At 50.8% G+C, this 14640-nt stretch carries 13 protein-coding genes; 11 read left to right on the forward strand and 2 right to left on the reverse strand.

Annotated elements, in window-relative coordinates:
- Positions 1-26: 26 nt before the first annotated feature.
- Positions 27-2486, reverse strand: coding sequence for a TonB-dependent receptor (locus H144_RS0127515; RefSeq protein WP_026351040.1), 2460 nt, complete (start codon positions 2484-2486; stop codon positions 27-29).
- Between the two features lie 97 nt (positions 2487-2583).
- Positions 2584-3342: an AraC family transcriptional regulator gene (locus H144_RS0127520; RefSeq protein ID WP_229208010.1), complete on the reverse strand. Its 759-nt coding sequence runs from the start codon at positions 3340-3342 to the stop codon at positions 2584-2586.
- Between the two features lie 199 nt (positions 3343-3541).
- Between H144_RS0127520 and H144_RS0127525 the strand changes: the two genes are divergently transcribed.
- The 11 genes from H144_RS0127525 to H144_RS33550 all read left to right on the forward strand — a co-directional run bounded on the left by H144_RS0127525 (position 3542) and on the right by H144_RS33550 (position 14606).
- On the forward strand, positions 3542-4699 hold the full coding sequence (locus tag H144_RS0127525) for an alcohol dehydrogenase catalytic domain-containing protein (RefSeq protein WP_019945347.1): 1158 nt from the start codon (positions 3542-3544) through the stop codon (positions 4697-4699).
- 76 nt (positions 4700-4775) lie between these two features.
- Entirely contained in the window at positions 4776-5933 is a 1158-nt protein-coding gene (locus H144_RS0127530; RefSeq protein WP_019945348.1) for a glycosyltransferase family 1 protein, read from the forward strand.
- A 55-nt stretch (positions 5934-5988) separates the two neighbouring features.
- On the forward strand, positions 5989-7116 hold the full coding sequence (locus tag H144_RS0127535) for a hypothetical protein (protein ID WP_019945349.1): 1128 nt from the start codon (positions 5989-5991) through the stop codon (positions 7114-7116).
- A gap of 168 nt (positions 7117-7284) precedes the next feature.
- The gene (locus tag H144_RS0127540; RefSeq protein ID WP_019945350.1) at positions 7285-7824 is read left to right on the forward strand and encodes a VOC family protein; all 540 of its coding nucleotides are present in this window, start codon (positions 7285-7287) and stop codon (positions 7822-7824) included.
- Between the two features lie 93 nt (positions 7825-7917).
- The gene (locus H144_RS32590) at positions 7918-10032 is read left to right on the forward strand and encodes a sigma-54 interaction domain-containing protein (protein WP_019945351.1); all 2115 of its coding nucleotides are present in this window, start codon (positions 7918-7920) and stop codon (positions 10030-10032) included.
- 179 nt (positions 10033-10211) lie between these two features.
- On the forward strand, positions 10212-10763 hold the full coding sequence (locus H144_RS32595) for a helix-turn-helix domain-containing protein (protein WP_019945352.1): 552 nt from the start codon (positions 10212-10214) through the stop codon (positions 10761-10763).
- A 162-nt stretch (positions 10764-10925) separates the two neighbouring features.
- Positions 10926-11318 (forward strand): GlcG/HbpS family heme-binding protein, encoded by a 393-nt coding sequence (locus tag H144_RS0127555; RefSeq protein ID WP_019945353.1) that lies wholly within the window; start codon positions 10926-10928, stop codon positions 11316-11318.
- A gap of 41 nt (positions 11319-11359) precedes the next feature.
- On the forward strand, positions 11360-12172 hold the full coding sequence (locus tag H144_RS0127560; protein WP_026351043.1) for an SDR family oxidoreductase: 813 nt from the start codon (positions 11360-11362) through the stop codon (positions 12170-12172).
- Positions 12173-12289: 117 nt separating this feature from the next.
- On the forward strand, positions 12290-13117 hold the full coding sequence (locus H144_RS0127565; RefSeq protein ID WP_019945355.1) for an oxidoreductase: 828 nt from the start codon (positions 12290-12292) through the stop codon (positions 13115-13117).
- A gap of 176 nt (positions 13118-13293) precedes the next feature.
- Positions 13294-13938, forward strand: a complete 645-nt coding sequence (locus H144_RS0127570; RefSeq protein ID WP_019945356.1) for an SDR family NAD(P)-dependent oxidoreductase — start codon at positions 13294-13296, stop codon at positions 13936-13938.
- An 8-nt stretch (positions 13939-13946) separates the two neighbouring features.
- Positions 13947-14606 carry a putative quinol monooxygenase gene (locus tag H144_RS33550; protein ID WP_084600029.1) on the forward strand — a complete coding sequence of 220 codons (660 nt, stop codon included), beginning with the start codon at positions 13947-13949 and terminating at the stop codon, positions 14604-14606.
- Positions 14607-14640 lie beyond the last annotated feature (34 nt).

A 14640-nucleotide genomic window follows, 5' to 3' on the forward strand; every position in this document is an offset into this window, starting at 1 on the left:
TGGTCAGTATCTCGCGGTCAGGAAGGTTAAAACTCCCGCTCGCCGAATTCGCTGGTCGGGAGTTTGGCTTTTTTCGAAGTTTGATTGAGGTTTAAGGAGAGGTTGACAAGGAACATGTCGGTTTCCTGAATGTAGTTTGTCGTTGTATAAAAATCTCTTCCCCACGTGCTGATCCGCTGCTGGTTCGCATCAAACAAACCCAGGTTCATACTCTGCCATTGTAACGCGGCGGCGAGCTTGCCTCCCAAAAAGGTTTTGCGGAAGGCCAGGGAAGGGTTTACAAAGCGGGAATCTTCACCCTGTGCCGTCACTCTTTTAGAAAGGTAGTTCAATGCCCATTGGATTTGAAGTGAGGAAGATAGCCGGAATGTGCTATTGGCATTGATCGAATAAATAACACTGGAAGTATTTACCTTAACGGTATTGCCGAAAAGCGCCCCATTGATCCGGTAATGGTACAGATTGGCGCCGGCATATAGCTGCCACCACTTCGCCAGGTTAACATTTCCCCCTAGTTCCGCACCCCAGGAAGTGGCTAAACCTGCATTGGTATAAATGCGGTTGATGATGCTGTCATTGTAAACGCTGTTGACCCGGTTCACCACGTTTTGAATACGGTGATGATAGATCGTCAGAAAGCTGCTGCCTTTTTCAAACTCCTTTACAATGCCAAGTTCGGCCTGGCCTATGAACTCGGGCCGTATGTCCGGATCGCCCGATTCCAGGGTTTCTGAATGCTCTCGCTCAGGAAAAGGGTTTAGCTCGTTATTGGTCGATCGCTGCACACGCCGCGAGAAGCTCGCCTTTCCACGCCAGCCATGATTGAACTGGTATTGCAGCTGCACGGAGGGAAAGAAATTCGAAAGGTTCAGGACACGCTCCTGGCTGTTACCGGCTGCGAACCGGCGCGCAGCATATTCGTATCGCAATCCCGCGGAATAATCCAGTTTGTCAGCCTTCCCGCTAAACTGGCTGTAAAGTGAATGGATGTGATGAATGACCCGCGTGCTGCTTGAAAATTCCGGGACTACAACGAACTCCCCGGTTTCCAGGTTTTGATCCAGGTATTGAAATATCCCCTTTTGCAACTGATTGCGGTATTGATAGCCCGTTTCCAGTCTGCCTTTTCCAATCGGCAAAACAAAGTCTGCCTGCAAACGGTAAGCGTTTAAAGGATTTTTACCTGGATTCCGCGTGTTTTGCAGCGTAACGTTTCGCCCGGGCCCGGCCAGGTTAATGTTGGTTGTGAGACCATCCAGCGCTGCCGATTCAACCAGGCCCGACAAGGTGAGCTCGGCTTTGTTTTCAAAGCGGTGCGTGTAATCCAGATTGCCAAGCGTGACGTCACTGGTTTTTTGAGCAATGTTGGAATTGAAGTATGTGATGCTTCCCAGACTTACGCCGGTTTCTGCATCTGCTTTGGTATTGTTGTAAACCAGGTCGGCACGCCGGGACTGGAAGCGGTAACCCTTATAAAAGCCGGCCGAAATCGTATTCCATTGGTCCGGTGAGAAAGAAACCGATGCGCGGGCTGTATAATTGTACCGCTTAAAGCTCCGTTCGCCCTCGGAGGGCAGTGCCGTAAATACATTATTTCGCGTAGTATTGACATCCCCGACCCGCCGGCCCGCTATGTCGTTGCGCAAATAATTTCCGCTGAGGTTGACCTCCCATTTTCCCGATTTTATTCCCCAGGCTGCATCAGCCCCGAAGCGTAGGGGACTCCTGAGATTGTGATAGGTCTGTACAGAGGGTAATCCGCCCTGAACATTCACGACAAAGCTGCGGCTGTCGGTCGGGGCCGTTTTTGTGGTGATGTTAATAATGCCTGATTTCCCGTCCGGGTCAAAGCGTGCCGATGGAGCGGTGATCACTTCGATGTTCTCGATCGTGTTAGCCGGGATTTGGTTGAGGACGATAGCAGGTTCTGTTTGTACTGGTTTTCCATTCACCAGTACCAGAAAGCCCGTTGAGCCCCGCAGGGTAATATCCCCCTCACTGTTCACGGTTACGGAAGGGGTATTTTTCAGTATGTCCACCGCGGTGCCGCCCTGGCTACCCATAAATTGCCCTGCGCGATATACCTGGCGATCGATTCGGTTTTCGATTGCCTGGCGTCGGGCGGTCACTTCGACGGCGTCCAGTAGCCGGCTATCGGCCGTCATCTTAATGGATGGTACCACAACGAGCCCCGACAACCCTTCCTGCTTCGGCAATGCCATGCGTGCTGTACGATAGCCCATATACTGGATTTCCAGATAATAAGGGCCGGATGGTATTTTTTCAAATTTGAACTCCCCCTCAGTATTCGACAGCATACCATTCACAAGGGAGGAATCTGCCACGCTATATAAAGCCACCGAAACAAAAGGGAGTGCCTGTCCGGACTGCTGGTCGACAATTTTGCCCGTAATGTGCAGCGGATTTTGTGCGTCGACAGCCATCGAAGCAAGCGATAGCCAAACAAGTAAAAAGAAAAATTTCATAGGTTATGTTAACCGCATTCATGGTGTTGAGATGTGCGGCAAAAATAACCCTATAAAGTTAGTAGACTTTGTACATTCCATCCGAAAACTGGTACATTCAGGAAATGCCCTTTCTGTATATGCTGGGTAAAACGCCGGTCTGACGTTTGAAGAACTTATTGAAGTGGGAAGGGTCGGTAAAACCGAGCTCGTAGGCCACCTCGCCCAAGTTATGGTCGGAGTAAAGCAGCAATCTCTTGGATTCACTCGTAAGCCGCTCGGTGATAACCGCCCCGGCTGTTTTATCCAGATGCCGTCGGCATAAGGCATTGAGTGTTTTGGTCGTCACTCCCAGTGTTTCGGCATACCAGTTGACCTCATGGGCAGTTTTGTAATGCTGATCGAGCGTTGAAAAAAAGGTGGTAAGCAGCTGAGGGTAGATTTGATCGTCATCGGATTTAAGCTCGCGCCGCAACAAATTGAACAGTAACAGCAGGTAAGTCTGAATTATCGCCTGAAAATTCGTTTCCTGATTAGCTGATTCGTTTTCGATACTTTCAAAGATTCCCGCCACGGTCTTGTCAATATGGTCAAGATGGAACGCGCCTGGAAATGCAGCGGGAAACGTACGGAACAATAGATCGTACAGGGGATGACCCAACAGGAAGTCTTTCTGGATCATGGCAACAAAACCTTTTGGGATCTCGGTAAGCTCCCAGTTATGGATCTGCCCCGGCATAACCAGGTATAAGCTGGAAGGCCGCACCGCGAAACGGTGATGATCGATCTGGTGCAGGCCATCGCCCTGCGTCAGATAAATGATTTCCAGATAATCCTTGTGTCCGTGAGGATTGGTTGTCTTAATGACCTCCTTCATCCGTTTAATCCTGAAAAGCTCCTTGTCGTTGAGTTTATTTTTTATTGGGACATGCACTGTGCCGGACATCATATTTTAAAGCGATTGGTTAGGTACCATGAATACTATTGTGAAGCGATGACTTTCGACTATGTGCTGCAAAAATAGTGAGCGGGTACGATAATTTTCAGGATCGGCGCTTTCACTAAACATCAGCAATATGAAAGCCCTGGTTTTTCATGGTAAAAAGGAGGTTAGTGTCGATCATGTGGACGATCCACGCATCGAGAACCCGCGGGATACGATCCTGCGCGTCACATCCACTGCCATTTGCGGGTCGGACCTGCATATTTATAACGGACTTTTCCCGCAACCGCACGATCTGGTATTGGGGCATGAATTTATGGGAATCGTCGAAGAAGTGGGGGCGGGGGTCACCAACCTGAGAAAAGGGGATCGGGTGGTGGTCCCGTTTCCGATTGCCTGCGGCCACTGCCATTTTTGTAATATGGACCTGCAAACGCATTGCGAGAATTCGAACCCGGAGCATTACGGTCCGGAAGGCGGTCTGCTCAAAGGCAAGGGCGGCGGTCTTTTTGGGTACACCGATCTTTACGGAGGGTACAGCGGAGGCCAGGCTGAATATGTCAGGGTGCCCTATTCGGACATTGGTCCGCGGGTCGTGCCCGACAACCTCAGCGACGAACAAGTGCTGTTCCTGACCGACATTTTCCCCACCGGCTGGGCTGCGATCGACTGGGCCAACCTAAAAGGGGGAGAAGTGGTCGTGGTGTTTGGCTGCGGACCGGTCGGGATCATGGCCATGAAGGCGGCCTGGATCCGGGGTGCAAGCCGGGTAATCGGGGTAGATATTCTTCCTTACCGGCTCGAAATGGCCAAGAAGGTGGCCAACGTCGAGATCATCAACGCTTCTAAAACCGATGCGGTGGAACAGATCCGCCAGATGACAGGCGGGTATGGCGCGGATGTATGCGTGGATGCGGTGGGGATGGAAGCCGACCGCAGCCTCGTTGAAAAAGCAATGGGGGTTGTCCGTGCCGAGGTGGGGACAATGAAAACCCTCGGCTACTGCCTGGACGCCGTCCGGAGGGGAGGCGTGGTGACCGTCGTTGGCGTATATGGAACTCCGTTCGATAATTTTCCTTTGCACCAGTGGTTCGACAAGGGGATTCAGATGAAAGGCGGACAAGCAACCGTACATAAGTACATCGACCATCTGATTTCCCTGGTTGCGGAAGAAAAAGTAATACTTCATGACATCATCACGCACCAGGTGCCACTCGCGGACGCCGGCAAGATGTATGAAATCTTCAATAACAAGGAAGATAATTGCGTGAAAGTGGTACTAAAACCGTGAAAATAAGGTCTTCCGGCGCCTGACAGCGCCGGACAAACTTCTCAACAAACTAATTTTATTTTGACACTGATTACTCATGAACATCAACTTACAAAAGGACCTGCTTTGTTTTTCGCACCTCAGGTGGGATTTCGTTTTTCAGCGCCCGCAACATCTGATGACACGGTTTGCGCAGCATAGCAATGTGTATTTCCTGGAAGAACCTTTCATGGATGCACCCGATAAGCCGTTTATACAATTTGAACGGAAGCTTCCGGGCCTCTGGCTGTGCGTACCGCATTTGCCGGCTGGTACCTCGCCCGAAGAGACGACAGAGCTGATGAAGGGGCTGTTACATTCCTTCTTCGAAGGCCGCGACAGTTCCAATTTTATTTTTTGGTACTACACGCCGATGGCCTTCGAGTTTTCGAGGGATTTCACGTCGGCCCAGGTAGTGTACGACTGTATGGACGAGCTTTCGGCCTTTAAGTTTGCGCCTGCCAGGATCAAGTTTATGGAGCAGCAGCTTTTTACCCGGGCGGATATTGTGTTCACGGGCGGAGTTACGCTGTACGAAGCCAAGAAAGACAGCCATTCCAATGTGCATCCGTTCCCCAGCAGCATCGATAAGGAGCATTTTCAAACGGCACGGGGAATGTTGGCAGAGCCGTTGGACCAGGCGGGGATTACTGGTACCAAAGTGGGTTTCTATGGTGTGATCGATGAACGTTTTGATCAGGATCTGATCAGGGAGATCGCTGCAAAGCGGCCCGACTGGCAGATCATCCTGATCGGCCCGGTGGTGAAAATCGATCCTGCCATGCTGCCGCGTGCCAACAACATCCATTACCTGGGGCCGAAAAGCTACCAGGAGCTCCCTGCGTACCTGTCGGGCTGGAATGTGGCCCTGATCCCGTTCCTGCTCAACGAATCCACGTATTTTATCAGTCCGACCAAAACGCCGGAATACCTGGCCGCGGGTCGCCCCGTGGTTTCGACGGCCATCCGGGACGTTGTAGACCCCTACTCTAAGGCTGGGCTGGTGAGCATTGCGCTGGGAACGGATGCATTTATATCGGCGATTGACTACGAACTGGGCAATTTTGCTAACCCCGATTGGTTACAGGCGGTAGACGAGTTCCTGTCGGACAAGTCATGGCAGAATACTTTTTCGGCTATGCTGGCATTGATGCAATCGACCCAATCGCAGAACAAGGAAGTTGTGTTAACCGGGGAAATGAAAAATGCGAGTTGACGATTCTGTGAGAAAAGGGGGGACGCCACCGGCGCCTCCCTTCAAAAGCTTTTGGATGGCGGGTTTTGAATGCGCCGACCAGCTTAATGTGAGTGGTAACCGGGTGGACATGCTGGAAATGACCGCACATTTGGCGCTGATTCACGACGACTATGCCCGGATTTCCGCATTGGGCTTACAGACGGTCCGTGAAGGGATCAGATGGAGTATCGTTGAACCGGAACCGTTCCGGTACGATTTCAGCTACGTTTTGGAAATGATCCACGCCGCCAGGGCAAGCGGGGTACAGCAAATCTGGGATATTTGCCATTTCGGCTTCCCCGGCGACCTGACCCCCTTCCACCCGCAGTTTACAGAGCGGTTTGTGGCGCTTTGCAAAGCGTTTACGACCTTTTACATCAGGCATAACCCCGGTGAAATATTATATGTGACACCGATTAACGAGGTAAGTTTTTTGTCGTGGCTGGGCGGAGAGGTAGGAGGTACGGTACCTTATTGCCATCATAGCGGCTGGCAGGTCAAATATGCGTTAATGAGGGCTTACATTTCCGGGGCTGTCGCCATGAAGGAAATCAGTGAAATGGTACGGATAATCACCACCGAGCCGCTGGTGAATATGGTGCCGGGGCCTGATCCGACGCCGGAGGAACAGTTGCTTGCCGACACCGAGCATGAGCAGCAGTTCCAGTCGGTGGATATGCTTTGCGGGCGGATCTGCCCGGAATTGGGCGGGCATCCTGGGCTGGTCGATATTCTTGGCTTCAATTACTATTACAATAACCAGTGGATCGTCGGCGGTAACGCATTTCTTGGCTGGAATGATGCGGTGCCCGATCCGAGGTGGAAACCGCTGGCGGACTTGCTCGAAGCGGCCTACCGGCGTTATGGGAAGCCTGTTCTGCTATCGGAAACGAGCCATCCCGGTGAGGACAGGCCGCTGTGGATCAGGATGATCGCTACGCAATGCGCCGGCGTGCTCACACGGGACGTGCCGCTGGTGGGTATTTGCCTGTACCCGGTGATCGACCGGCCCGACTGGGACAATCCCCATGTATGGCATCACTCGGGCATCTGGGATACCGATAATTCAGGAAAGACGGCCCGCATTCCTCATAGCGAGTCGGTAGCGGCGCTGTTATTGGGGCAGCAGCTGATCAGTGCTTTATTGAACGGGAAAATTTAGCTCTAAATACCCCGTCCGAGCTTACTACATGCGTGACATTTTAGACTTTTCTCTTCAAGCAGCCCGAATCTTTGAAATTAGTAATACCAGCTTTGTTATTGATATAACCCCGCATCCTGATTGTGGCCAATTTTGCTTCATCAAATAACAACCGCAAAAAGATTCGTCATGACAACTTTAATCAAAACAATCGCCTCAGCGCTTTTAGCAGTCGCCGTTACATTCGCCGCCCACGCCCAGCACAAGCATGAAACCGGTTTCAAGATGCCCGCTCTGAACCCTAAAAGCGAACTGGCAGGGATCAGCGGAAATCACGTAGGTATCCGCGTGCCTGATTACGCAGCAGCCATTAAATGGTACACCGAAAAGCTCGATTTTCGTGTGATACATGAATGGGATTATGCCGACGAGAAGCTTGCATACCTGGCGCCTGCCAATACCAATGACTTTTGGCTGGAAATCCTGGCAGAAGGAAAACTTGAACCCAATGAAAAATTTGACGATCTGGGGAAAAGTCTGGGGCGCGGTGGCTACCATCACTTGTGTTTTCACGTAGCAAATGTTGAAAAGACTTTGTCCGAGCTCAGGAAACGTGGCGTGACAGTGGTAGGTCAGCCATTTTACCTTGAAGCGATCACCCGGAACCTCGCGTTTGTGCAGGATCCCTGGGGCAATATGATCGAACTTTCCGAGGTGGTCAAAAAGTAAACGTATACACAAATCCGTGGTCTGAATGCCCCGTATTTGTACGGGGCATTTTTTATTGCGTAAAAACCCATAATTTTTCAAAAACATTCGGCCATGTCTGATACTTCAAAAGACCTGACAGCAATACTTTCATTTGGCAATGCGGTTGCTTCTGCCACCGATAAATACGCTATTGGTAAAATCATCGGGCAACAGTTATACAACCTTTTCGGCATTCACGAATACTGTATTTACATCATTTCACGGGACGAGAAATGGCGATGGGCATTCCTGTATGACCGCGATACCGCTATTGCGAAATACCCTGATTTTAGGGACCTGATTGAAACGCCGCAGGACAATACCGATGAACTTTACCAGGTTGCCAAAAACGCAACGGATGTTCTGCTGCTGACGGCGGAGGAGTACTATCAGCTTCCAGGAACGGCCCCATATCGGGAGATGGGCGATGCGATTGGTTTCAAAGGCTGGGGCTGTCATACCATGCGGCTTGCCCATGAGGAGGTAGCTGTTTTGACTTTCAATCATGACAATGTCCATGAAATGAAACCCCGGCTCGGTTTGTTCAAAGGTATCTGTTCCCAGCTGGCCATCACAGCCTCCAATTTGCTGAGCCGTGAGGAACTGGAGCGCAGGGAAAATGAAAAGTCAATCCTGCTGTCGCTCAGTAACGAGATCGCATTGCTGAAAACCAGGGACGATCTGTTCAATGTCGTCAATGCCAAATTGAAGGCTATTTTTTCGATCTCCAATTTCGGGATTGTCAAGATCGATGAGGATGGGAAAACACATAGCGCTTTTATGATGGATGTTGCCTTGTCGGAGCCCGCGCAACAGGCAGAATTCGAGCGGGTGTCGAGTCAGAAATATCTGATAGAAAAAGACAAATCCTTCCAAAGCGTCATGGAGAGCGACGACCCGGTCGTAGTGGATCTCAGCGGTTATGTCGACTCCGGTGATCGCCCCGGGTATGTGCCATTTTTTAACAGTATAGGTTTAAGCAAGCTGCTTTGCGTGCCGTTGAAAAGCGGCGGTATGCCGATCGGTCTGATATTTATGAGCCAGACGCAACAGCGAAAACTTCTCGATGCCGAAATTCACCTGCTTAAAGGTATTTGCGCCCAGCTCTCGGTAGCCGTATCCAATATCCTGGCCAACGAACGAGTGCTGCAACAGCTCGATGAAATCAAACAATACAAGGCTCAGTTGGAGGTCGAAAACGTGTATTTGCAGGAGGAAATCCAGACTGCCAGCAACACGACGGATTTCATCGGGGCAAGTACCGAGGTCAAAAAAGTAATGCGCATGATCAACACCGTGGCCCCGACCGACAGTACCGTGCTGTTATTAGGCGAAACGGGTACCGGCAAGGAGCTTGTCGCCAGGGCGATACACAACAATTCTCCCAGAAAAAATAAGCTGATGGTTAAAATCAATTGCGCCGCATTGCCACCGACCATGATAGAGAGTGAGCTTTTCGGGCATGAGAAAGGAAGTTTTACCGGTGCTTATGAACGCAGGATAGGCAAATTTGAACTGGCGCATGGCGGCACGCTTTTCCTGGACGAAGTAGGTGAAATGCCGCTTGAAATGCAGGCAAAGCTGCTTCGGGTTTTGCAGGAAAAGGAAATCGAGCGGCTGGGAGGTAAATCGACTATCAAGGTCGATGTGCGGATCATTGCCGCGACAAACCGCGACCTGGAAAAGGAAATCGATGGAGGACGCTTCCGCAGCGACTTGTTTTACCGGCTCAATATCTTTCCGATCAGTCTTCCGCCATTGCGTGCCCGCCAGGATGATATCCCGATGCTGGCCACCTATTTCATCCAGAAATTCGCGAAAAAAATCGGAAAGAGGGTCGAAGGGACGACCAACAACGTGATCCTTGAGATGAAGCGTTATACCTGGCCGGGGAATGTGCGGGAACTGGAACATTTGATTGAGCGAAGCATGCTGCTTGAAACCGGGCCGATCATCCGTCAGATACACCTGCCCGTGCCCAAAAATGCGGCCAGTAGCAATGGGGAGGAATTCTTCCGCCTGACGACCATTGAAGAAAACGAGCGCCAACACATTTTCGACACTTTGAACTACTGCGGTGGCAGGATTACCGGCACAGGCGGCGCGGCGGAAATACTGGGTGTGCCGGCATCCACATTGCATTCCAAAATGAAGAAGCTGGGAATACGCCGTACGCACGTGAAATAGCGATTGTCGGCTGTTTAACGTGTCCGGGGCGTGTCGATATATCAAGAGTTCATGTCAATTGACGAAATATCGATATCGTAGCAAATTCCTGATGTTTCGTAACGTACTAACAGTCAAACCGTAAAGTTTTGGTATTAAAATTGACATCTGATAGGTAGTTCCCGAAAGCATATCAGATCATGAAAAACGCGATTGAACCAGTTGGAGATTTGGCCGAAACGCTTCTGACGAAGCTGCTTCCACCTGGACATTTTCCATCCCAGCAAGAGCGTTTTTTTGTCGCCGGGCTGTTGGCTGTGGCTGAAACATTTCTGAAACCTCAGCAGGCCGGTCAAACCCTATCGCCACCAGGCGAAGCGCTGCCGGTCTATGACATGGATCGCCGTTCGCAGATTGTCGGCACATTTATGCAAAACCTGGAAAAGCACGTCGCGGAACTAGGTGCCGGTCAAACCGATTTGCAGCTGCGTGTTTCGGATTTTGCAGCCATGCAAAACCTGCATGAGAATTACCTGAATGCGGTGATCAAAGCCAAAATCGGCAAAACGGCAAAGGCATGTATATCAGAAAAAATCGTGGGCGAGGCCAGTCGGCTACTGCTGCGCACCACGTTAAGCAACAAGGAAATCAGCTACCGGCTGGGGTTTGTGGAATGCTCGCATTTCAACGCCTATTTCAAAAAGTACACCGGAGTAACACCGCAGCGGTTTCGGCAAATCCACTACGGATAAAAGGATTCGCGGTACTACTGGGGACGCCTTCGTTTTGGATTTGAATAAATGCACGCACCTTTGAAATTCATAATAAAAGCTATGCTTTTTGTATAAGCCGGGCGCAGCCTTCTATCCAACTTTGTAGCAACAAAAGGGACAAAATCCAAGCTCTGAACAAAGATGGAAACTTCACAGAAACAGGCATTTAAGGCCATTTCACTCGCAACAGAAAAAGCCGCACTGATGGGTGTCGATGCCAATATCGCCATCCTCGACACAACCGGTTATCTCAAAGCATTCTCCCGAATGGACAATGCATTCCTGGGCTCAATCGACATCGCTCTGGGCAAAGCAAAAACCGCGATGCTCTTCCGTATGAATTCCGAAGCTGTCGGCCAATTTCTTGCACCGGAAGCTGCCGCTTATGGAATGGTTAACACCAGCGGCGGGCTTGTGGGCTTTAAAGGCGGGATGCCTGTCCGTTCGGCCGGGGAAATAGTCGCCTACATCGGCGTTTCCGGCGGAAGCCCGGATCAGGACTTTGAAATTGCCCGGGCCGGCAGCCAACTGTAACTACCGACCACAAGATTTTATTATTCTAAACTCAAACAATCATGTCAACTACAAAAACAATTTTAATCACCGGCGCTGGCTCAGGATTTGGTGAAGGAACAGCTTTTGGTCTGGCTAAACTGGGCCACAAAGTCATAGCAGGAGTACAAATATCCCCGCAGGTAACCGCCATGCGCCTCAAAGTTCAAGAGGCTGGCTTACAGGATCATATCGAGGTGATCAAGCTCGATATCCTCGACAAATATGACGTTGCCGTTGCATTAAGCTATGATATCGACGTGTTGTTCAGCAACGCAGGAATAGGAGAAAGCGGGCCCGTTTTCGAAATACCGTTGGATCTGGTTCGCGGAAATTATGAGACGAACGTTTTTGCACCGCTCAACCTATCACAGCAATTCGCTTCCAAGTGGATAAAAGCCGGGAAGCCGGGTAAGATTGTGTTCACCTCTTCCATGGGCGGGCTCTTTACACCTTCGGGTTACGGCATTTATGTCTCTACGAAGCATGCGCTCGAAGCAGTCGCCGAAGCGCTGGCCGATGAGTTAAAACCATACAATATCAAAGTGCAGACCGTCAACCCTGGCGCTTATCTGACCGGCTACAACGAGACGATGGCAGAAAATGCCTTCCGCTGGCTCGACGATGAAAAGAATTTTACCAAACGCGCCGACATGAAAGCCAATTTCGATGCATTGCTGGGCACACCGCAAGGCCGGCTCGATCCTGAGGAAATGATCAATGCGATGATCCAAATCGTGCCTGCCGACACTGGTAAGTTCCGTAACGTCGTGCCGCAGTTCGTGGAGGATATGCTGAAAGAGCATCAGTTACAGGCCTGGGAGAATCAAATCTAAGGTTGGGTGTAATCAAGTTGGGTATGGTCAGGTATTGTAGAAGTTGTCCGAGAACAATTCCTGACCAGGCCTGACAACACCTGATCATTTAGGACCAAAATCAAAATGTAGACAATCATGAAAAAGGTATGGTTAATAACAGGTTGCTCGACCGGCTTTGGCAGGGCAATCGCACAAACTACGTTGGAAGCAGGCTATCTGGTAGCCGTTGCCTCGCGCAAGACGGAAGATGTTCAGGATATCATCGACGCCCATCCCGATACCGCATTTCCTGTCCGGCTTAATGTTACCGACTATGCACAAGTCCGTGCAGCGGTACAGTTGGTTCTGGCCAAATTCGGGCGAATTGACGTGCTTGTCAACAATGCGGGCATTGGTTATTTTGCCGCCATCGAGGAAAGTGAAGAGGAAGATATACGCAATATGTTCGAGGTCAACTTCTGGGGACTCAGCGAAATGACACGCCAGGTATTGCCGTTCATGCGCGGGCAGCACAGCGGACATATCATCAACATTGCCTCCATCGGCGGACTTAAATCGTTTCCGTCGCTGGGATACTATCATGCCACCAAATATGCAGTTGATGGCCTTTCCGAGGCACTTTTTAAAGAAGTTTCTCCGCTGGGGATCAAAGTGACGATTGTCGCGCCGGGCGCTTTCCGGACGGACTGGGCGGGCCGCTCCGCCAAAGACAGCGCGGTTTCAATCCCCGACTATGCCGCCACATCGGAATCGACCAAACAGTGGATCAGGGGAACAGACGGTAAGCAGGCCGGAAACCCGGTACTGGCCGCCAAAGCAATTATCACGGTAGTAGAAGCCCCGAAACCTCCACTCCGGCTGCTACTCGGCCAGGATGCATTGGAAGGTGCCCGGATCAAGCTATCCGAGCTAACCGCGGACTACGATGCCTGGCAGGAAACCACGTTGAGTTGTGATTTTTAAACAGATCTACACATCACCGCACCGACAGCGATGATCAAGACGCCCCTGGATGCCAAAGTGATCGGCAACCGGCGCGAGTGGCCGGATATGATCCCCGTTTTTTGAGAATACTACGAAAGCTGGACGATCCGGGTTTCAGCGAACTTTAATCTGGCAAGAAATAAAAATTAGCATACATGAAAAAGTCAATACTGATCATCGGAGCGGGCTCGGGACTAAGTTCGGGCGTTGCTGAAAAGTTTGGGCGCGAAGGCTTTAAGGTAAGCCTGATCAGCCGAAGCGCTGACAATTTAGAGAGAATGAAAAAGGATTTGGAAACCAAAGGAATCGCGGTAAACTATTCGAAAGCCGACGCGGGTAATGCCATCGAGCTAAGATTAGCGATAAAGGCTTTGGAAACCGAGGCTGGTGGCTTTGACGTCGTGCTCTACAATGCAGCGGTAGTGAAGGCTTTTGATATCCTGGAAGAAGATCCCGCTACCCTGACCAAGGAATTCGCTGTTAACGTGGCCAGCGCATTGGCTTCACTGCAAGCTACTTATGAGGGGTTGAAGCAAAGAAAGGGAGCGTTTCTGCTGACTGGCGGCGGACTGGCCGTGCGTCCGGCTGCGGCATACGGGTCACTTTCTATCGGTAAGGCAGGGCTCAGGAGCCTTGCGTTTCAGTTGCACGACCGTCTTAAAAACGATGACATCTATGCGGGCCTGCTTACGGTGGCCGGGTTTATCAATCCGGAAAGCGAAACACATTCACCTGAGCTGCTGGCTGATTTGTTCTGGAAAATGTACGTAGAGCGCTCCCAGGTTGAGCTACACCAATAGGCCCGATTATGATGGAAATTCTGAAAGAAGACAGCAACACACGCCAGGCTGTCACTATTCTGTTTGTGAAAGTGGCGGCAAAATCCCGAAGTCAGCAAAAAGCACTGGACGCCCTTCTCGCAGATGTAAATGGGGCACGCACCGAGCCAGGAAACCTGAAAATGGAGCTTTACAAGGCTGCCAACGATCCTGATGCGTTTTATTTGTTCGAGCGTTGGCAAACCAGGGAGGCTCTCGACGACCATTTCAGCCAGCCTTACACCCAAGGTGCATTCGATTTGCAGGTGAACGATTTGACGGAACCCATCGAGATGAATTACCTGGAAGAAATTTGGCCTGACGCCGACTCGTTTCGTAAAGAGCCGCACCAACCGCTGACTACGCTAATCGTGCCCTTCCAGGTAAAACCTGAATTCGTGGAAGAATTTGAAGCCAGGTTCGAAAAGTTTGTCGCGCAGGTACGTCGGGAAACGGGTAATCGGGAATTTCATTTTCACAGGATTATCGACCAACCAGGGCGGTTTGTCCTTTACGAAAGGTGGGAGTCGCAGGCACATCTGGACGATCATAACCGCCTCCCTTCAACCGCTGCCTTCATTGCAGACATATCGCCAATGCTTACTCGGCCGCTTGCCCAAAGCGTGCTTATCGTGACCGACATTAGCTAGCACCCATTCGAATCTGCCCGTGCTTACCTCAAAC

This window comes from Dyadobacter beijingensis DSM 21582 (assembly GCF_000382205.1).
Taxonomy (GTDB): Bacteria; Bacteroidota; Bacteroidia; order Cytophagales; family Spirosomataceae; genus Dyadobacter; species Dyadobacter beijingensis.